Genomic DNA, 17925 nt, shown 5'->3' with positions numbered 1-17925 from the left:
TGCCCCGCGCCGGGTCTGCCAGGAGACCATCTATCGCCATGTTCTACTCCGATGAAGGCCGCCGGGCTGAGTTGTGGTGCCACCTGCCTTCCGGGCGCCGACGCCGCCGGGGCTACCGGCTGCGCAAGCGCCCGCCGCAGAATTTCGCGCCGGAACTCAGCATCCTGTTCCGCCCGGACGTTATCGCGCATCGCAGGCAGTTCGGGCACTGATGGTGTGGATACCTCACCCCGAAACGGCATTGCGATGTGCCAAGATGGTGATGTTGCAAAGCACCAGCATGGGAGGCGGATCTGGTGTTGTTCCGGCAGAAGTATGGGCCGGCTAACGTCACCACCATAATCGAGCGCACGAGCCGCTTCCTGGTCGCGCTGAAGAACGCCGAGAAGCGCACCAAGCCGATCATGGCGCAGATCGCCCAAGCACTGACGCCCCTGCTCCGGCATGCCTGCCGGTCGATCACCTTTCATCGCGGATCGGAATTCATCGACTGGCCGCATCTGCAAGCCAAGGTGGGCACGCAGACGTGGTTCTGCGAGGCGCAGTCACCTTGGCAGAAAGGGGCTGTGGAGAACGCCAGCAAGCGGCTCAGACGATGGCTCTGTCGCGACACCGATCCGAACAGCCTGTCGCAAGAGGAGTTACGCGCCCTCATCGCAGCCCTCAATGCCACGCCGCGCAATTGCCTCGGCTTCCGCACCCCCGCCGAGGTGTTCAAGGCCAACCTGCTCGGCCGAGGCTACAGACGTGAGAAACTCTCCCGGCAACCAAAGTCGCATTGGGGCTAGCGCGTCCACGATCGCCGATTAACGTTTGTTCAGTCCGCCGCAACGGAACAGTTCCCGGCGATCCGTGTTCTCCCAAGGCATCCCATACCCGGAGAACAAGCCATGTTCCTGCGCGTTGATAAGTTGCAAGTCGAACTGCCTGCCCCCAAGCGACAAGACCCGAACGCCGCCGCCGCCTTGCAGGAACTGCTCGGCGGCAAGTATGGCGAGATGTCGACGCTGGGGAACTATATGTTCCAAAGCTTCAATTTTCGCAGCAAGTCGAAGCTGCGGCCTTTCTACAGCCTGGTCGCCGCCATCACCGCCGAGGAACTGGGCCATGTCGAACTGGTCAGCAACGGCGTGGCCATGCTGGCCAACGGCCCGGACAAGCCCGGCGGGGACGAAGGCGACGGCGGCGACATTTCCAAGGCGCCGTTCGAGGAGATGAAGGACATCCGCTCCGCCGCATCGTTCTTCAGCCATGCGGGGGGAGCGGTTCCGGTCAACTCGAACTCGATGTCCTGGAACGCGGACATGGTGACCACGACCGGCAACGTGATCGTGGATCTTCTGCACAATTTCCACCTGGAATGCGGCGCGCGGCTGCACAAGCTGCGCGTCTACGAATCGCTGACTGACGCCAACGTCACCGGGCGCGAGGTCTGCGGCTATCTGCTGGTGCGCGGATCGGTCCATGCCCATGCCTATGCGCTGGCGCTGAAGAAGCTGACGGGGGTGGATCTGGACAAGTTCCTGCCCACGCCGAACATCCCGCTGGGCAACATCCCGGAATGCCAGAAATACCTGGAGGAAGGGTCCCACCGCCGGCTTTATACCTTCAGCCCCTCGGACTACGAGGAGATGCGCGGCATCTGGGGCGGCGGGGAAACCGCCCTGCCCGACGATCCCCCGGGCGAACTGGAGGTGGTGGACGGCCTGCCGGAAGGCGGCAAGATCCATGACCTGACGGGCGTGCCCTCGGCCTTCACCCCGGACTATGCCCCCGAAGAGATGTTCGAGATCGCCAGCAAGCTTTACCAGAAGTCACGCTGAGAAACGCCGGCGGCCGTTCCGGCGGCCGCCTTGTTCCACGGAGTTTTCCGATGCACCGTCGTCAGACCGATCTGCCCCTTGCCGCCGCCGTGCTTGCCCTGACCGTTGGCGCGGGACTTGCCGCGGGGGCGATCCTGAAAACCGGCCCCAGGCGTCCCGCCGACAGCGCCCCCGGCCGCACCGCGCGCCGATCCAGCTTTGGCGGCTATCAAGTCGCGGGCCGCACCGTCACCATCAGGGCGCCGCGCAGCCGCATCTACGAGATGTGGCGCAAGCCCGAGCATCTGACCGATTTCATGGAGGGCCTCGCCGCCGTCCAGGTCAGCGGCGAGAACGTGACCTGGGTCATCGACACGCCCGATGGGCACCTGGCGGTGGAAACCCGCCTGGTCGAGGACCGCGAGAACGAAGCCCTGGCCTGGCGGTCCGCCCCCGGCGCCGAGATCGACATCGAGGCCAAGGTCCAGCTGCGCGACGCCCCCGCGGGCCGCGGCACCGAGGTCGAGGCGCATATCGCCTGGCGCCCGCAGGCGGGCATCGTCGGGCAATGGGCGGCCAAGCTGCGCGGAACCGACCCCAGGCTGCGCGGCAAGCAGGAACTGAAGCGGCTCAAGATGCTTCTGGAAACCGGCGAGATCGCCACCTCGTCCAACAGAAAGGCAGACTGATGCGCGCACTCACCTGGCACGGCAAGCACGATGTTCGCGTGGACACCGTTCCCGATCCCCAGATCGTCAACCCCCGCGACGCCATCATCGAGATCACGGCGACCGCGATCTGCGGATCGGATCTGCACCTTTATGACGGCGTGATCCCCGGTCTGATGGCGGGCGACATCCTAGGCCATGAATTCATGGGCCGCGTGGTGGAAACCGGCCCAAAATCGACGCTGAAGAAGGGCGACCGTGTGGTGGTGCCCTTCACCATTTCCTGCGGGGCCTGCTTCTTCTGCCAGCAGCAGCAGTTCTCGGCCTGCGACAACTCGAACCCGGTGGAAAAGCAGGAAGCGTCCGAGCTGCTTTACGGCCATGCGATGAGCGGGCTTTTCGGATATTCGCACATGACCGGCGGCTATCCGGGCGGTCAGGCGGAATACGTGCGGGTGCCGTTTTCCGACGTGGGACCCATCGTGATCCCCGAAGGCCCCTCGGACGAGGAGGTGCTGTTTCTGTCCGACATCCTGCCCACCGGCTGGATGGCTGCGGAAAACGCCGACATCCAGCCCGGCGACAACGTGGCCGTCTGGGGCTGCGGGCCGGTGGGGCTGTTCGCGGTCCAGTCGGCGCTGCTGATGGGCGCGGGACAGGTCATCGCCATCGACCATTACCCCCACCGGCTGGACCTGGCGCGCAAGCTGGGCGCCAAGGTCATCGACTTCAAGCAGACCCATGTGCTGGAAGCCCTGATGGAGATGACCGGCGGCATCGGACCCGATGCGGTGATCGACGCCGTGGGCATGGAAAGCCACGGCTTTGCGCCCGACGCGCTGATGGACGCGTTGAAGCAGAAGATCGGCATCGACGCCGACAACGTTCATGCCCTGCGCATGGCGCTGATGGCGGTGCGCAAGGGCGGACGGGTGTCGATCCCCAGCGTCTATGGCGGCCTGGCCGACAAGTTCCCGATCGGCGCGCTGATGGAAAAGGGCTTGCAGATCCGCACCGGCCAGACCCACGTGCAGAAATACGGCAAAGAGCTTCTGCACCGCATCCTGGAGGGAGAGATCGACACCACCTTCCTGATCTCGCACCGCCTGCCGCTGGAGGACGCGCCCACCGGCTACAAGAACTTCCACGGCAAGCAGGACGAATGGACCAAGGTGGTCCTGAAGCCCGGCGCGGCAAAGGGGAGCTAGGATCATGCCCGGCACCACCGAAGACGGCGAAAAGACGACCGAGTCCGGTCCCCTGGACCGTTCCGCCGGCGCGGCGGGCGAGCCCTCGGACACCGATTACGTGCGCGCCACAGCGCCCGTGCGCAACCGGCTGGCCTGGCAGGTGCTGGTCTGGCCAGCCGCCATGATCCTGCTGGTGATCATCGGCGCCGTCTGGGCCTTGTCGTGACGGGCCGGGAACCCAAGCCGGGGCCCCGCCGCCTCGGACGCGCGGGCGTGGCGGTGGTGATCATTCTTGTCGCCATCGCGCTGGTCCTGTTCGTCGGCCGCAACCTGTGGCACGCGACCGAGGTGCAGGACGATCCGCCCGAGGTCGAGGCCGGCCAGCGGCCCTGATCCCGCAGGCTCGACCCCGGCACGGAACCGCAGGTCGTCCCCGGGCCTTGCTTTCGCAGGCAAGACCCCGCGGAGACCGGCCATGAGCCAAGGGACAAGACTGACCATCCCAGAAATACGCCCCGACGGGCTTCAGCTTGACGAGCCGCGCGCCCGTCAGCGGCGTTACTGGCGCATCCAGCGGATCGCATGGTGGTGCTTTGGCGGCATGATGGTTCTGGCTGTCCTGGGTCTGACCGGCGGCGGCGGCGTGTTTTCCAAGCAGACCGTTTCCTTTGCCGGGGCCCGGGCCGAGGTGCCGCGCGTGTCCCGCTGGGAAGGCGCGGACGACATGACGATCGCCTTCGGCACTCCTGCGCCCAGTCACGAGGTCCGCATCTCGCAGCCCTTCTTCGACCGGTTCCAGGTCGAACGGATCCAGCCCGAACCCGAGCGGAACCGCCTGGCGGAAGGCGCGCAGGCGATGACCTTCCCGACCGGCGGCCCTGCCCCGCACGAGGTCAAGATCGGTCTGCGGGCCATGCATTTCGGCTGGACCAGCTTCGAGATGACCGTCAACGGCGAAACCCGCCGCATCAGCCTGCTTGTTCTGCCCTGAGGGAGCCATGGATTCGGTTGTTCGCGGCGTTGCCGTTTATGTCGTTCTGCTGATCGCCACGCGCTTGTCGGGCCGCCGCACCATGGCGCAAATGACGCCCTTCGATTTCGTGCTGCTTCTGATCATCGCCGAGACGACGCAACAGGCCCTTCTGGGCGACGACTTTTCCATCACCAACGCGGCGATCCTGATCGTCACGCTGTTTGCGACCGACGTGCTGCTGGCCTGGGTCAAGGCGCGGTCGGACCGCGCGGCCTCCATTCTGGACGGCAACCCCACCGTTCTGATCAGCCGGGGCCGGATCGACGAGGAGGCGATGCGCCGCGCGCGCGTCGGCGTGGGCGACCTGCTGGAGGCCGCGCGCGCCCAGCATGGCCTGAAGACGCTGGACGACATCGACGCCGCCGTGCTGGAGGTCAGCGGCGGCATCAGCATCATCCCCAGAAAGGAATAAGCGCGGGGATCGCGCCTTATTCGTCCTGGGGCCTGGACATCCGGGAGCTGAGCTTGGCCACCAGTTCGCCCGGAAGCAGTTCAGCCGCCGTCGCCTGGGCTTTGTTCTTCAGTCCGTGCGTTGCCTGCGCCGTTCCCTTCATCATCGCCTCGTAGCCGGTCTTGGCCACATCCGCCGGGTCGTCCTTCTTGGCCTGCCCGACGGGGGTGTCCAGCATGTCGGCGCGCGCGAAGAACTGCGTTTCGGTTGCGCCCGGCATCAGGCAGGTGACGGTGACGCCGGTATCCTTCAGCTCCTCGGCCAGCGCGACCGAGAAGCTGTTGAGAAACGCCTTGGTCCCTGCATAAACCGCCTGATAGGCCCCCGGCATGAAACCCACGATGGATCCGGTGATCAGGATGCGGCCCTGGCCCCGCGCGACCATGCGGCGGCCCAGCGGATGAACCAGCCGCAGCACGCCCATGATGTTGGTCAGGACGATGTGCTCGATCTTGTCCGGGTCCTGGTCCAGAAAGGCGTGGCCCAGGCCGGTGCCCGCGTTCAGGAACAGATAGTCCACGTCCTGCCCGCCAAGGGCCTCCAGAACCGCCGCCGTCCCTTCGGGCGTCGCCAGGTCGGCCTGGACCGGGCGGGCGCCCAGATCCCCCGCGGCGGTGTGGATTTGGGACTCGTTGGCGACAACAACGGTGTCGTGGCCGTCGGCCGCGCACAGCCGGGCCAGTTCGTAACCGATCCCCGTCGATGCGCCGGTGACAAGGGCAACGCTCATGAGCGGCATCCTTCCTTTTGAATGGAACTGGCCTTCAACAGCCCCGCAGCAGGGCGGTTCCGCCCAGGCCGGTCCGGTTAATCTTTGTCGCATGGTTCCCGCGGCCGGAACCTGCCGCCGCCGCCCATGGTTTGGTCGGAAACCCCTGACCGGCAGGAACAGCCATGCTCCGTCAAATGTCCTTTCCGATGATCACGGCGATGGCCGTCGCCGCGCCCGGGATCGTGTCGGCCCAGCCGGAAGGCAAGGTCGGCCAGTATTCCGACGTCACCGTTACCGGCGCGATCCTGGAACCCGAGCCGCGCGAAGCGGCCAGCGACGAGGAGTTGCTGCAAGGCTTCCAACTGCCGGAAGGCGCGACGATCGGCGTCTTTGCCCGCGATCTGATCAATCCGCGCATCCTCGCGGTATCCGCCGACGGCACGCTTTACGCGACGCGGCGCAGCGTGGGCGACGTGGTCATGCTGCGCGACGACGACGGCGACGGAATGGCGGACGCGCCGGTGACGGTCGCCAGCAGGCCGGGGATGCACGGCATCGCCTTTGACGGCGACACCGTCTATCTGGCGACCGTGAACGACGTTTATGTGGCCGATGTCGCGCAGGACGGCCGCTTCGGAGAGTTGCGCCGCATCATCGACGACCTGCCCGACGCAGGCCAGCACCCGAACCGGACGCTGGCGATGGGACCGGACGGCAAGCTTTACATCTCGGTCGGCAGCACCTGCAACGCCTGCGCGGAATCCAACCCCGAAAACGCCACGATCCTGCGGGCCGAACCCGACGGAACCGGCCGCACGATCTTTGCCGCCGGGGTGCGCAACACCATCGGCTTCGACTGGGAACCGGAAGGGGGCCAGTTGTGGGGCATGGACCACGGCATCGACTGGCTGGGCGACAACGAACAGATCGAGGAGCTGAACCAGATCGGACAGGGCAAGCGATACGGTTGGCCCTATGTCTATGGGATGGACCAGTTCAACCCCCAGGACAATCCGCCGCCGGGCACCAGCCTGGAAACCTGGGCCGAGATTTCGGAAGAACCGCTCCTGGGCCACACGCCCCACGCCGCGCCCATGCAGATGGCGTTCTATGACGGCGCGATGTTCCCCGAATGGCGGGGCGACGCGCTTGTCGCCATGCGCGGATCGTGGAACCGCCGCCCGCCCTCGGGCTATGAGCTGGTCAGGATCGACTTCGAGGGCGGCAAGCCCGTGGGCATCGAACCCGTGATGACCGGCTTCCTGGCCGAGGGTGCGGGCGGCTGGACCCATGCGGGCCGCCCGGTGGGCGTGGTGGTGGGCCGCGACGGCGCGATCTTCGTTTCCGACGATACCCAAGGGGTGATCTACCGCATCGCCTCCGACGCCGCGCCGCAGGACCGCCCGCCCGCGGGCGGCCCCGTGCCGGACGCCCTGGTCCCGCCCTCGCCCTCGCCCCTGGCCATCGAGGTCTTGAAGGCAGACGCGGGGCTGACCGTCACCGCCCCGTTCCAGCCCGACGCCCCCATCGACCCGAAGCACGCGGCGGATGGCGACAACGCCTCGCCCGCGCTGTCCTGGAACGGCGCCCCCGAGGAAACGCGGTCCTTTGTCGTCATCGCCGAAGACCCGGACGCGAAGGAACCCAAGCCCTTCGTGCATTGGCTGGCCTACGACATTCCCGCCGATGTGACCGCCCTGCGCGAGGGCCTGCCGACCGAGGCCTCGCTGCCCGATCCCGAAGGGGTGAAGCAGGGCGCGAACTCGATGGGATCGACCGGCTATACCGGGCCGAAACCGCCGGTCCCGGACGGGCCGCACCGCTATCGTTTCCAGGTCTTCGCGCTGGATGTTTCCAGCCTGGACCTGCCCCCCGCCGCCGACCGCGCCGCCGTGCTGGCCGCGATGCAGGGGCATGTGCTGGCCGCCGGGCAGGTCACAGGCACCTTCGACCGCAACTAGGAAAGACCTGCCCGGAACGCCTTGCGGCTGCCCTGCCGGGCCTGTTCCCCTTCCCCCCGGCCGCGCCGGCCTGGAAGGCCTGCCAAGGCGGAACAAAGCCCCGCCCGCGGCCGTTTGGGTCAGACCGGCAGGGATGGGCATCATGGCACCGCGCACGTTCTGGAAAGGCTATCTGAAGCTGTCGCTGGTGACATGTCCCGTCACCCTGACGCCCGCCACCACCGAGGGCGAAAAGGTCCGCTTCCATACGCTGAACGCCAAGACCGGCAACCGCGTGGTCAGCCAGTATGTCGATTCCGTCACCGAAAGGCCCGTCCGCGACGAGGACGAGGTGAAGGGCTATGAAAGGGGCGAAAACGACCACGTGATGCTGGAGGACAACGAGATCGAGGCGGTCGCCCTGGAAAGCACGCGCACCATCGACATCGACATGTTCGTGCCCGACCACTCGATCGGCTGGGTCTGGTATGACAGGCCGCATTTCCTGATGCCGGGGGACGAGGTGGGCCAGGAAGCCTTTGCCGTGATCCGCGACGCGATGAAGGCGACCGGCACCGTGGGCATTTCCCGTGTGGTCATGTACCGCCGCGAACGGGCCGTCATGCTGAAGCCCTGCGACAAGGGGATCGTCCTGTGGACCCTGCGCTATGGCGACGAGGTGCGCGAGGCGGGCGATTACTTCGACAAGATCAAGGCGGACAAGCCCGAGGCCAAGCTGATGACTCTTGTCAGGAAGCTGATCGACGAACGCCGGACGCATTGGGACGCCCGCATGGTGGACGACCCGGTCCAGGCGCGCCTGCTGGACATCATCGCCGCCAAGAAGAAGGGCAGGAAAAAGCCCGCCCGGCCCCGCGCGCCCAAGGTGGAAACGCCGGACAATGTCATCGACATTATGACCGCGCTGAAGAAAAGCATCCAGGCCGAAGGACAGCGCGGCAGGGCCTGAACAGCGGGGTTGTCGGCAAGGGCCGCGGCCTTCGATCCGCCGCCGGTAGCGCCTGATTGCCCCGGGATGTGCGGGCGCGTTTGCAGGACGGGGCGGATCGACCCGATCCCAGCCGAGAATTCGCTTGTGTCCGGCGGCGGCCATCGCCATCCGCGCCGCCCGCTCTGGCATGGAGGGGCGCTGGTCCTTCGGAATCTTGGGTCCATACGGTTCCGGTCAACCCGGTCGCGCGGCGGGATAAAGCAGGCGTTTTTCGATCCCGCCGGTGTCAGAGCGGGCGCTATCCCTTCCGCCGCTGCGCCTTGACCGTCAGCGGATGGGCGGCGGGGCGGAAATCCTCCCACGGGTCGCGGGCCAGGGCTGCTAGACGGTTCGGCGTGTTTTTCACCGTGAAATGGACCGGGCCGAACTGGTCCAGCTCCTCCCATCCGACGGGCATGGACACGGCGGCGCCCGGACGGGCGCGCGGGGAAAAGGCCGCAACGGCCGTCATGCCGCGCCCGTTGCGCAGATAATCGATCAGGATCCGGCCCTTGCGCTTGGATTTGGCGATGGTGGCGACATAGGCGTCGGGGCTGTCCGCCGCCATGGCCCCGGCCAGCGTCTTGGCGAAGGCCTTCACGGCGGGCCAGTCGGCCTTGGGCACCAGCGGCGCCACGACATGCAGCCCCTTCCCGCCCGAGGTCTTGACGAAGGCCCCGAGCCCCGCATCCGCAAGGCGCTGCCGCACCTCTTGCGCGGCGGCGATCACCGCGTTCCAGGACACCCCCTCGCCCGGATCCAGGTCCATGGTGATGGTATCGGGACGTTCCCAATCCGCCACCGTGGACCCCCAGGGATGGATCTCCAGCGCCGCCGACTGGACCAGGCCCATCAGCCCGTCCAGGTCGGTGATGGCGACCAGCGGCTCGCCGGTCTTGTTCTGCGGATCCTTGACCCGGGCGATGTGCTTGTTCATCCCGCGCCAAACGTGCTTCTGGAAAAACCTCTGCCCGTCGATCCCCCCGGGACAGCGCAGCAGGGCCAGCGGGCGGCCCGTGATGAAAGGCGCGATCCTGGGCCAGACCTCGGCATGGTAATCGGCAAGGCCTTCCTTGGTGATGCCCTCGTCCGGCCAATAAACGCGGTCGGGATGGGTCAGGGTCACGCGGCGCTTTTGCGGCCTGGGCTGCCCGTTGGCCGGGCCGCTTTCGCGCACCACCTCGGCGGCAGGCTTGTCCTCGCGCAGCCCCCGGAACGAGGCGTGGCGCAGGATTCCGTCGGCGGTCCAGGCGCGGAACTCGACCTCGGCCACCAGTTCCGGGCGGACATAGCGGACGCCGCGCGCCTCGTCCGCCGTCAGCTTGCCCGCGAAGGGACTGCGGCCGATGCGCATGTCGTCCAGCCGGCCCCGCAGTTCCCCGGCGATCTTGCGGGAAAAGCCTGTGCCGACGCGGCCCACATGCACCAGCGCGCCGCCGTCGTTCACCCCCAGGACCAGCGAGCCTATCAGATTGTCCCCCGTGGTCGATGGCACATAGCCCGCCACCACGAATTCCTGCCGGGCCGAGCATTTGGACTTGATCCAGCCCTTGCCGCGCCCCGGCCGATAGGGTCCGTCGGCCTCTTTCGAGATGATGCCTTCCAGGCTGAGGCGACAGGCATGGCGCAGCACCATGGACCCGCTTTCCCCGAAATGGCTGGAAAACCGCACCCGGCCGGGATCGGAGCCGACCAGGTCCTCCAGCAGGCCCTTGCGTTCGATCAGCGGCGCCTCGCGCAGGTCGTAGCCGTTCAGATACATCAGGTCGAAGGCATAGAACACGAAGCGGTCGTTGCGCCCTTCCGACAGATCCGCCTGAAGGGCCGAAAAATCCGACCACCCCGCCCCGGTTTCCACCACCAGTTCGCCGTCGATGACGAAGGTGTCGGCAGGCAGCGCGCGCAGGGCGTCCGTGACCTCGGCCCCAAAGCGGTCGGTCCAGTCAAGCCCGCTGCGGGTCAGCAGCTTGACCTCCTGCCTTTCCAGCCGGGCCTGGAGGCGATAGCCGTCGAACTTGACCTCGTGCAGCCATTTGGCGCCCGTGGGCGGGGCGGGCTTCAGGGTGGCAAGCGCCGGTTCGACAAAGCCGGGCATCGGGGTTTTCTTCGCGCGCGGCGCGGGGGCGGCTTCGTCCCGGGGGCGGGACCGGCGGGCCTTGGGCTTGGCTGGCTTCGGCTTGTCCGCGGCGCCCTGGGCCACCTCCTCGACCGTGCGGCCGGTTTTCACGGATTCGGGGCGCTCGGACAGGATGTCGGAGGCGTCGTCGGGGCGGGCGTCGTCATCGTCGGCCTTGATCAGCAGCCAGTTTTCCCGCGTCTCGCCGCGCTTGCCGCGCATCCGCACCAGATGCCAGCGCCCCGAGAGCTTTTGGCCCTTCAGGTCGAACTCCAGCTTGCCTGCGGCATAATCGCCGCCCACGGGCGTCCAAGTCCCCCGGTCCCAGACGATCACCGCGCCCGCACCGTAGTTGCCCTTGGGAATGGTGCCCTCGAAGGTGCCGTAGTCCAGCGGGTGATCCTCGACGTGAACGGCCAGGCGCTTTTCGCCCGCGACAAGGCTCGGCCCCTTCGTAACGGCCCAGCTTTTCAGCACGCCGTCCAGTTCCAGCCGCAGGTCGTAATGCAGCCGCGTCGCCGCGTGCTTCTGGATCACGAAGGACCGCCCCGCCTTGCGCGCCTTGCGCCCGCGCGGCTCGGCGGTCTGCGAAAAGTCGCGCTTTTCGTTGTAAACGTCCAGCCCCGCCCCCGACTGCCCCGCCATGGCCTAGCCGGCCTTCTTGCGGGTGGAGGAGCTGGCCGGCGCCTTGGGCTTGGCGCCGTCGCCGCGCGGCTTGGCCGTGCGCCGCCTGGGCTTGGCCATGGCGGCGCTTTCGCGCAGGGCGGCCATCAGGTCCACGACCTCCTCGGGCTCGGATTCCTTGCGGGGACGGATTGTCCGGCCCTCGATCTTGGCCTTGACCAGTTCGGCCAGCGCGGCCTCGTAGCGGTCGTCGAAATCGCGCGGGTCGAACTTGCCGCGCTTGGTCTTGATGATGTGTTCCGCCAGTTCCAGCATCTCGTCCGGGATACGGATGTCGGGCAGGTCGGCAAAGACCTCGGCGGGATTGCGGACCTCGTAGTCGAAGTTCAGCGTGGTCCCGATCAGCCCGCCCTCGTGCGCGCGGATCAGCACCGTGCGGACGCGGCGGAACAGCACGGTCTGCGCCAGGGCGGCGACCTTTTTCGCGCGCATCCCGTCGCGGATCAGGGCAAAGGCCTCGACCGCGCCTTCGTCAACGGGGGCGATGTAATAGGGCTTGTCGAAATACAGGTCGTCGATGTCGTCGCAGCCGATAAAGGCGGTGATAGACAGCGTCTTGTCGCTGTCGGGCACGGCCGATGCGACCTCGTCGGGGTCGAGCATGACATACTCGCCCGTGCCGATCTCGTATCCCTTGACCTGGTCGTCGCGTTCGACAGGCTTGCCGGTCTCGCTGTCGGCGAAAACGCGGTGGACGCGGTTGCCGGTCTTGCGGTTCAAGGTGTGAAAGGCGATCCGTTCGGATGTCGAGGCGGCGGTGTAAAGCCCCACCGCGCAGCTGACCTCTCCGACCTTGAGAAATCCCTTCCAGCTTGCCCTGGGTGCCATCGCCGCCTCCGCCATCCGCGGGAAACGAACGGCCTGGGCCGGGCCGGGTTCCGCTAGGCCCCCGCCATGGCCCGCCGCGCGATTTCCCGCGCCAGGGGCCATTCGACCGGCCGCGTCCCGCCCGAGGGGTCATGGCCCAGAAGCCCGTTGGGGCACAGCCGGTCGTCGTCCCATCCGGGATGGTTGGCGATGGGATAAAGGCAGATCCCCTCGACCCGCGCGCCCCGGGCCCGGGCGCGGGCCACCTGGTCGCGGACATAGGCGAACCAGGACGGGCGGCGCGCACCCTCGGTTCCCGTCTCGGTGATCATCAGCGGTCGGTCATAGCGCGCCGCGACCTCGACCAGCAGGTCGGACAGGGGCCGATACCAGGGGTGGTCCATGTCGATGGGCTGGCCGCCGTGGATCCATTGGTTGTTCCAGTAATAATTGACGCCCACGATGTCCAGGAAGGACGGATCGCCGCCAAGCTGCGGCCACATCCGGCCCATGATCAGCTCGAAGGCCTGGAACTGCGCGTCGTGGTAACCCTGCGCCTCCCACAGGGGCTTGCCGTTGTGGGGATCATGGTGGATCGCCAGCAGGGGTTCGGCGTGAACGAAGCGGGCGCGGGGATCGACGGCGCGCAATTCGTGCATGGCCGCGATCGCGGCGCGGGCCAGCTGGCATTTCAGCTCGTATCCCCGATGCGCGGCGAAGGGGTTGAGGTATCGGGCGTCGCCCCCCGCCCAGGCGAAGAAGCTGATCTCGTTGACCGGGCACCAGAAGGGGACGGCATCCGTGATCTCGCGGTGGTGCAGGGCCACGGCCCGGGCGAACCGGGCGAAGCGGTCCGCGAAAGCCGGGCCCCAGATGTCCAGGCCGTCGGGCCAGCCGTAATGCAGCAGATCCCAGATGACCTGCGTGCCGGTGTCGCGCGCCGCCGTCATCATCGGCGTCAGGCTGGAGAAATCGTAACGCCCCGGTTCGGGTTCGACCAGATGCCAGCGCACGCCGTCGCGGCAGGCGCGGATGCCAAGGTCCGCCAGTTGGCGATAGTCCTGCGCGGCATGGGCGTCGTGGCCCACGGCCTCGATCAGGTCCAGCCGCCGCCCGTCGCGCAGCCGATGGGTCGAGGATTCCCACCCGCCCAGGACGAAGCTGTCAAAGGTGGCGGGCGGGGGCGCGGGCGCGCGTTCGGCCAGAACCCGGTCGATCAGCGCCCGCCATTGCGGCACCACGACGGGCGCGGAATAGCGGGCATGGACATGCTCGCGCAGCGCGGCGCCAAGGCGCCGGCGCAGGGGGGCGTCGTGCAGCAGGCGCGCCATGGCCTTGGCCACGGCTTGCGGATCCTCGTGGGGAACGAAGATGCCGCTGGTCCCGTCCGCGATCTGCTGCACCGATCCGTTGTCGGCGGTGGCGATCACCGGCAGGCCCGCCGCGCCCGCCTCGGCGATGACATGGGGCATCCCTTCGCCGCGCGACAGCCAGCAGAAGATGTCCATGGCCGCCATCAGGTCGGGCACGTCCTTGCGGTCGCCGGTGAAGATCATCCGGCGGCCCAGCGGCGCGGCCATGACCCGCAACTCGTGTTCGTATTCCGGCATAAAGGCGTCGGGGCCGCCGACGATCACGAAGCGCGCGCGCGGATCGTCGATCCGCAAGGCGGCGCCGATGAAATCCTCGACCCGCTTCTTGCGATCCAGACGGCCCACCCAGCCGATCAGAACCTCGTCCGTGGCGATCCCCAGCGAGGCGCGCATGGCGTCGCGGCGTTCGGGGCGGAACTCGTCCAGATCGACCATCGAGGGGATCTCGACCGCATCGCCCGGACGCTCGGGCATTCTCGACGCCGCCGCCGCGCGGATGCTGTCGCAGACGCCGACATAGCGGGCGGTGAAATGCTTCGGCCCCGCCAGCGCCTCGCTGACCAGCCCGCCGTGTTCGATCAAGGGCGGGCGCAGCGCCATGCGGTCCAGCGCGGGATAGATGTCGGCGACGTTCTGGCAGGACACGACCACGTCGGCCCCGGCCAGCTTGCGGCGCAGATAGTCGATGGTGTCGTCGAAGTTCAGGCCATAGGGCGTGGTGTCCACATGCACGCCCAGATCGGCCAGCTGTTCGTGGGTCTGGCGGGGCATCCCTTCCTTGCGGAAGCAGGGGATAACGGTGATGCGGTACCGGTCGCGCGGCAGGGTGCGGGCCAGAAGGCGGATTTCCGTTTCCTCGCCGCCGACGACCAGCCAGGCCATCACGAAGGTGATGCGGATCAGGTCGTGGCCGTCATGCGGCTGCGGAAAGGTTTCCGGGGGCGCGAACCCCCAGATCGGCTGGTCATCCGCGCTCATGTGGCCTCGAACACGATCTGGAGGAAGTCGGGGCGGTCCGCCACAAGGCGGCGGAGGAAATCGGGCGCGCCGTCATAAGGCACGACATGGGTGATCATGTGTTCCCGGATCGCGCCGCCTTCCGCCTGCAACAACCGCAGCGTTTCCTGCGCCAGCCGCCGCTGGTCCCAGGCATGGGCCACGGGGCGCGGCATCCGGTTGATCTGCGCGCAGCGGATCGCCAGGCCGTTGTGGTGGAACTCCTCTCCGAAGCGGGCGCCGTCCATGCCGCCCTGGTAGAAGGCCAGGTCGATCACCGTCCCCTGCGGGCGCAACGCCTGCAAGCAGCGGTGAAGGCTGTCGGACCGCGCCCGGGTCTGGAACACGTATTCCGCGCCCCGCCCGCCGGCCTTGTGATGCCAGGCCGATTTCGCATGGCGCACGGCCTCGTCCTCGCCCATGGCGATGAAGCCCATGCGGCGGGCGATGTCCTGGCGGAAGGGCGAGGGATCCACCACCACGATCTCGGACGCGCCGCCCTGCCGCGCGAACAGCGCGCAGAACAGCCCCACCGTGCCGCCGCCCCAGACCAGGACCGGGCGGCCCTCGACCCCCGCGCCAAGATGCGGCACCGAGGCGCCGAACTGGTCGGCGTCGGCGTGCAGGATGCCGTTGGCCGCGATCGGCCCCATCTGCGCCACGAAGACGCCCAGGATCGGGTCCATCCCCTCGGGCAGCTTCAGCAGCAGGTCATGGGCCGGATTGGCCGTGTGGCCGGTCTTGTGGCCGAAGGTGGTGGCCAGCACGTCGCCGTTCGAAAAACCCGGCGCGCGGGCGTCGACGACGCGGGCGACCTCCATGTAGCCCAGGAAGTTGACGGGGAAATGCGCCGACGGCTCTCCGGGAATGAACAGGCCCTGCCAGTCGTCCCAGCGGCTGTGCAGATAAGGGTTGCTGCCCTTGAGGAAGGTCAGCTCGGTCCCCGCCGACAGGCCGGTGTAAAGCAGGTCCAGACGCAGCTGGCCGTCGCCCGCCGGGCCTTCGTCATAGCCGAAGAAATAGGGTTCGCCCGGGCGCTCGACGCCAAGGCTGCGGATGTGGCGATGCTCATGCGGCATCAATGGCGCCCTGCGCAGAGGCTTGACGAAAGATCGGCTGCGGGTCAGCCCGCAGCCCCTCCATCTTCACAAGGGCGCCGTCGCGGGCGGATTGCGCGACGGCAAGGGCCACGCGATGGGTCATCAAGGCTTCGCCGTAGGGGCAGCGGATGCGGTTCTCGTGGCCCTGCACCGCCTCGATGAAGTCGCGGTCCTCGCGCCACACGGGATCGCCCTGGGCGTGGCGGACGGGACGGCCCCGGCCCACGTCCACCATGATGTCGTGGTCGCTGATCTCCAGCGCCATGCCGTCGGCGAAGACATGCAGGCCGACGCGGTGGTTCCAGCGCAACAGGCAGGTGGCCGACAGGTTGGCGATGGCGCCGCCGGCAAAGCGCAGCGTGGCGGCGGTGGCGGTGGGCACGGTCAGGCCCTGGAAGTCGTCGCGGTCGCGGCGGGCGGACATGCCGAACACCTCGGTCACGTCGCCGGCCAGAAAGCGCGCGGCGTCGATGACATGCGTCGCCTGCTCGACCACCTGCCCGCCGCTGCGGTCGTGATCCCACCACCATTGGGGCGGCGGCGTCTGGTCCAGCCAGAAGCCCTGGATCAGGTGCGGCGCGTTCCGGGCCAGATGGCTCCGCGCCTCGTCCATGGTGTCCAGATAGCGCCAATGGTATCCCACGGCGGTGATCAGCCCTGCCGCCTCGACGGCGGACGCGATCTCCTCGGCAAGGGCGATGTCCAGCGAGATGGGCTTTTCGACGAAGAAGGGCAGCCCGCGCGCGACGCAGGCGCGTTCGGGCGCGCCATGGGCAAAGGGCGGCACGCAGATGAACACGGCGTCCAGATCCTCGGCGGCCAGCATCGTTTCGTGGTCGGGATAGGCTGCGGCGCCGGTGGCCTCGGCCGCCTGCCGGGCGCGGGCTTCGTCGGGATCGCAGACCGCGGCGATCGCCACGTCCTCCATCGTGCGCAGGACGCCGAAATGGCGGTGGGCGATGCCGCCCGCCCCGATAAAGCCCAGCCTGGTCTTTTGCATTCGATCCTCGTTTCGTTGTTGCAGCACGCGGCGGTAAACCTGCATGGTGTCCGCCGCCATGCGGCCGGCGGTGAAAAGCCCGCGCCAGCGGGTCCGGCCGTTGCGCGCCACGCCTGCGCGGGCCGCGCGGTCGGTCAATGCCTGCGCCAGGGCGTCGGCAAGGGCGCGCGAACGGCGGGGCGGCACCAGCCAGGGATGGTCCGGGCCAAGGGCCTCGGCCGAGCCGGTCACATCGGTGGCGACAACGGGCAGGCCGATGGACATGGCCTCCAGCAGAACCAGCGGCAGCCCCTCGAAGCCCGAGGGCAGAACCAGGAGGTCCGAGGCCGCCATCAGCGCCGGAACGTCGTCGCGCCGGCCCAGGAAGCGGACGGCGCCGGTCAGCCCAAGGCGCGCGACCCAGCGGCGCAGCCGCACCTGGCCCGGTCCCTGCCCGACCAGATCCAGCCGCGCGGGAAGGCCCCGCCGGTGCAGCCGGGCCAGCGCCGCCAGCAGGGTCCGATGCAGCTTTTGCGGGGTGAAGCGCCCGACGCAAAGCAGGGACAGCCCGTCCCCGCCCGCATGGCGGACCGCGGGCGCGGCGATGCCGTTCTGGACGACATGCACCGGCAGATCGCCCCGTCCCATGCCGTCCAGGGCCTTCCGCCATTCCCGGCCCGCCGCCTGCGACACGGCGACCACCGCATCCAGATCATGGCTTGCCCCGGCATAATCCTCGATCTGGCCGGCATCGGTCAGAAGCCAGGGCAGATGCTCGGTGCGGATCACCGCCCTGCCCGCCCGCGCGGCGGCCCGGACAAGGCCGTGGCCTTCCCAGCCGATGCCGGCATGGACATGGACCATGCGCGTCCGGCTGGCGGCCAGGAAGGCGTCGGGATCGGCTGGATCGAAGACCTGAGAGGACAGCCCCATGGCCCCCGCCCGCGCCGCCAAGGCGCGGCCCGCCGGATGGTCGGGAAAGGCCAGCACCGCCATTCCCGGCGGCAGGCTTGCGGCCAGGGTCAGCATGTGTTCGCCCACTCCCGAGGGTTCGGGGCTGTCGGTCACCAAAAGGCAGCGCAT

General features: G+C 68.1%; 15 protein-coding genes and 1 pseudogene. 10 read left to right on the top strand and 6 right to left on the bottom strand.

The features are described 5' to 3' along the window. The 8 genes and pseudogenes from ACFOM8_RS23125 to ACFOM8_RS15560 form a co-directional block, all read left to right on the top strand. A pseudogene (locus ACFOM8_RS23125) lies at positions 1 to 788 on the top strand (IS30 family transposase); the annotation flags it as partial. 102 nt (positions 789 to 890) lie between these two features. Next, complete coding sequence (locus tag ACFOM8_RS15590) at positions 891 to 1823, top strand: manganese catalase family protein (RefSeq protein WP_377762902.1); 933 nt, start codon at positions 891 to 893, stop codon at positions 1821 to 1823. A gap of 50 nt (positions 1824 to 1873) precedes the next feature. Next, positions 1874 to 2491, top strand: coding sequence for an SRPBCC family protein (locus tag ACFOM8_RS15585; protein WP_377762900.1), 618 nt, complete (start codon positions 1874 to 1876; stop codon positions 2489 to 2491). Then, entirely contained in the window at positions 2491 to 3678 is a 1188-nt protein-coding gene (locus ACFOM8_RS15580) for a zinc-dependent alcohol dehydrogenase (RefSeq protein WP_377762899.1), read from the top strand. The genes ACFOM8_RS15585 and ACFOM8_RS15580 overlap by 1 nt, the downstream gene beginning before the upstream one ends. A gap of 4 nt (positions 3679 to 3682) precedes the next feature. Then, on the top strand, positions 3683 to 3886 hold the full coding sequence (locus tag ACFOM8_RS15575; RefSeq protein WP_377762898.1) for a hypothetical protein: 204 nt from the start codon (positions 3683 to 3685) through the stop codon (positions 3884 to 3886). Next, positions 3883 to 4053, top strand: a complete 171-nt coding sequence (locus ACFOM8_RS15570; RefSeq protein WP_377762897.1) for a hypothetical protein — start codon at positions 3883 to 3885, stop codon at positions 4051 to 4053. Before ACFOM8_RS15575 ends, ACFOM8_RS15570 begins: the two co-directional genes overlap by 4 nt. Positions 4054 to 4135: 82 nt before the next feature. Then, positions 4136 to 4651: a hypothetical protein gene (locus ACFOM8_RS15565; protein ID WP_377762896.1), complete on the top strand. Its 516-nt coding sequence runs from the start codon at positions 4136 to 4138 to the stop codon at positions 4649 to 4651. A gap of 7 nt (positions 4652 to 4658) precedes the next feature. Then, complete coding sequence (locus ACFOM8_RS15560; protein ID WP_377762894.1) at positions 4659 to 5105, top strand: DUF421 domain-containing protein; 447 nt, start codon at positions 4659 to 4661, stop codon at positions 5103 to 5105. 16 nt (positions 5106 to 5121) lie between these two features. Here ACFOM8_RS15560 and ACFOM8_RS15555 read toward each other — a convergent pair whose 3' ends face one another. Then, positions 5122 to 5874, bottom strand: a complete 753-nt coding sequence (locus tag ACFOM8_RS15555) for an SDR family NAD(P)-dependent oxidoreductase (RefSeq protein ID WP_377762893.1) — start codon at positions 5872 to 5874, stop codon at positions 5122 to 5124. Positions 5875 to 6038: 164 nt separating this feature from the next. Here ACFOM8_RS15555 and ACFOM8_RS15550 point away from each other — a divergent pair, with 164 nt between their 5' ends. Together ACFOM8_RS15550 and ku (ACFOM8_RS15545) are read left to right on the top strand one after the other, a co-directional pair. Continuing rightward, entirely contained in the window at positions 6039 to 7817 is a 1779-nt protein-coding gene (locus ACFOM8_RS15550; protein ID WP_377762891.1) for a YbhB/YbcL family Raf kinase inhibitor-like protein, read from the top strand. 142 nt (positions 7818 to 7959) lie between these two features. Next, entirely contained in the window at positions 7960 to 8766 is an 807-nt protein-coding gene (ku, locus tag ACFOM8_RS15545) for a non-homologous end joining protein Ku (protein ID WP_377762890.1), read from the top strand. A 280-nt stretch (positions 8767 to 9046) separates the two neighbouring features. Here the strand turns inward: ku (ACFOM8_RS15545) and ligD are convergent, their stop codons facing one another. From ligD to ACFOM8_RS15520, 5 genes are read right to left on the bottom strand one after another with little or no spacing between them, the layout of a single operon-like run. Then, positions 9047 to 11548: a DNA ligase D gene (gene ligD, locus ACFOM8_RS15540; RefSeq protein WP_377762888.1), complete on the bottom strand. Its 2502-nt coding sequence runs from the start codon at positions 11546 to 11548 to the stop codon at positions 9047 to 9049. A gap of 3 nt (positions 11549 to 11551) precedes the next feature. Next, on the bottom strand, positions 11552 to 12415 hold the full coding sequence (ku, locus tag ACFOM8_RS15535) for a non-homologous end joining protein Ku (protein ID WP_377762886.1): 864 nt from the start codon (positions 12413 to 12415) through the stop codon (positions 11552 to 11554). A 53-nt stretch (positions 12416 to 12468) separates the two neighbouring features. Beyond that, positions 12469 to 14745, bottom strand: a complete 2277-nt coding sequence (locus tag ACFOM8_RS15530; protein WP_377762884.1) for a glycosyltransferase — start codon at positions 14743 to 14745, stop codon at positions 12469 to 12471. Further along, complete coding sequence (locus ACFOM8_RS15525; RefSeq protein WP_377762882.1) at positions 14742 to 15842, bottom strand: zinc-dependent alcohol dehydrogenase; 1101 nt, start codon at positions 15840 to 15842, stop codon at positions 14742 to 14744. Before ACFOM8_RS15525 ends, ACFOM8_RS15530 begins: the two co-directional genes overlap by 4 nt. Next, positions 15832 to 17925 (bottom strand): glycosyltransferase, encoded by a 2094-nt coding sequence (locus ACFOM8_RS15520; protein WP_377762880.1) that lies wholly within the window; start codon positions 17923 to 17925, stop codon positions 15832 to 15834. Before ACFOM8_RS15520 ends, ACFOM8_RS15525 begins: the two co-directional genes overlap by 11 nt.

Source organism: Paracoccus angustae, assembly GCF_042648745.1.
Classification (GTDB): domain Bacteria; phylum Pseudomonadota; class Alphaproteobacteria; order Rhodobacterales; family Rhodobacteraceae; genus Paracoccus; species Paracoccus angustae.
Note: the sequence above shows the minus strand (reverse complement) of the source record. Positions and strands in the feature narration are given on the sequence as shown.

Bases quoted from the DNA above. Each gene is read 5' to 3' on its own strand.
- ACFOM8_RS15590 (WP_377762902.1), top strand. From the start codon at position 891: ATGTTCCTGCGCGTTGATAAGTTGCAAGTCGAACTGCCTGCCCCCAAG.
- ACFOM8_RS15585 (WP_377762900.1), top strand. From the start codon at position 1,874: ATGCACCGTCGTCAGACCGATCTGCCCCTTGCCGCCGCCGTGCTTGCC.
- ACFOM8_RS15580 (WP_377762899.1), top strand. From the start codon at position 2,491: ATGCGCGCACTCACCTGGCACGGCAAGCACGATGTTCGCGTGGACACC.
- ACFOM8_RS15575 (WP_377762898.1), top strand. From the start codon at position 3,683: ATGCCCGGCACCACCGAAGACGGCGAAAAGACGACCGAGTCCGGTCCC.
- ACFOM8_RS15565 (WP_377762896.1), top strand. From the start codon at position 4,136: ATGAGCCAAGGGACAAGACTGACCATCCCAGAAATACGCCCCGACGGG.
- ACFOM8_RS15560 (WP_377762894.1), top strand. From the start codon at position 4,659: ATGGATTCGGTTGTTCGCGGCGTTGCCGTTTATGTCGTTCTGCTGATC.
- ACFOM8_RS15555 (WP_377762893.1), bottom strand. From the start codon at position 5,874: ATGAGCGTTGCCCTTGTCACCGGCGCATCGACGGGGATCGGTTACGAA.
- ACFOM8_RS15550 (WP_377762891.1), top strand. From the start codon at position 6,039: ATGCTCCGTCAAATGTCCTTTCCGATGATCACGGCGATGGCCGTCGCC.
- ku (WP_377762890.1), top strand. From the start codon at position 7,960: ATGGCACCGCGCACGTTCTGGAAAGGCTATCTGAAGCTGTCGCTGGTG.
- ligD (WP_377762888.1), bottom strand. From the start codon at position 11,548: ATGGCGGGGCAGTCGGGGGCGGGGCTGGACGTTTACAACGAAAAGCGC.
- ku (WP_377762886.1), bottom strand. From the start codon at position 12,415: ATGGCACCCAGGGCAAGCTGGAAGGGATTTCTCAAGGTCGGAGAGGTC.
- ACFOM8_RS15530 (WP_377762884.1), bottom strand. From the start codon at position 14,745: ATGAGCGCGGATGACCAGCCGATCTGGGGGTTCGCGCCCCCGGAAACC.
- ACFOM8_RS15525 (WP_377762882.1), bottom strand. From the start codon at position 15,842: ATGCCGCATGAGCATCGCCACATCCGCAGCCTTGGCGTCGAGCGCCCG.
- ACFOM8_RS15520 (WP_377762880.1), bottom strand. From the start codon at position 17,925: ATGCGCTGCCTTTTGGTGACCGACAGCCCCGAACCCTCGGGAGTGGGC.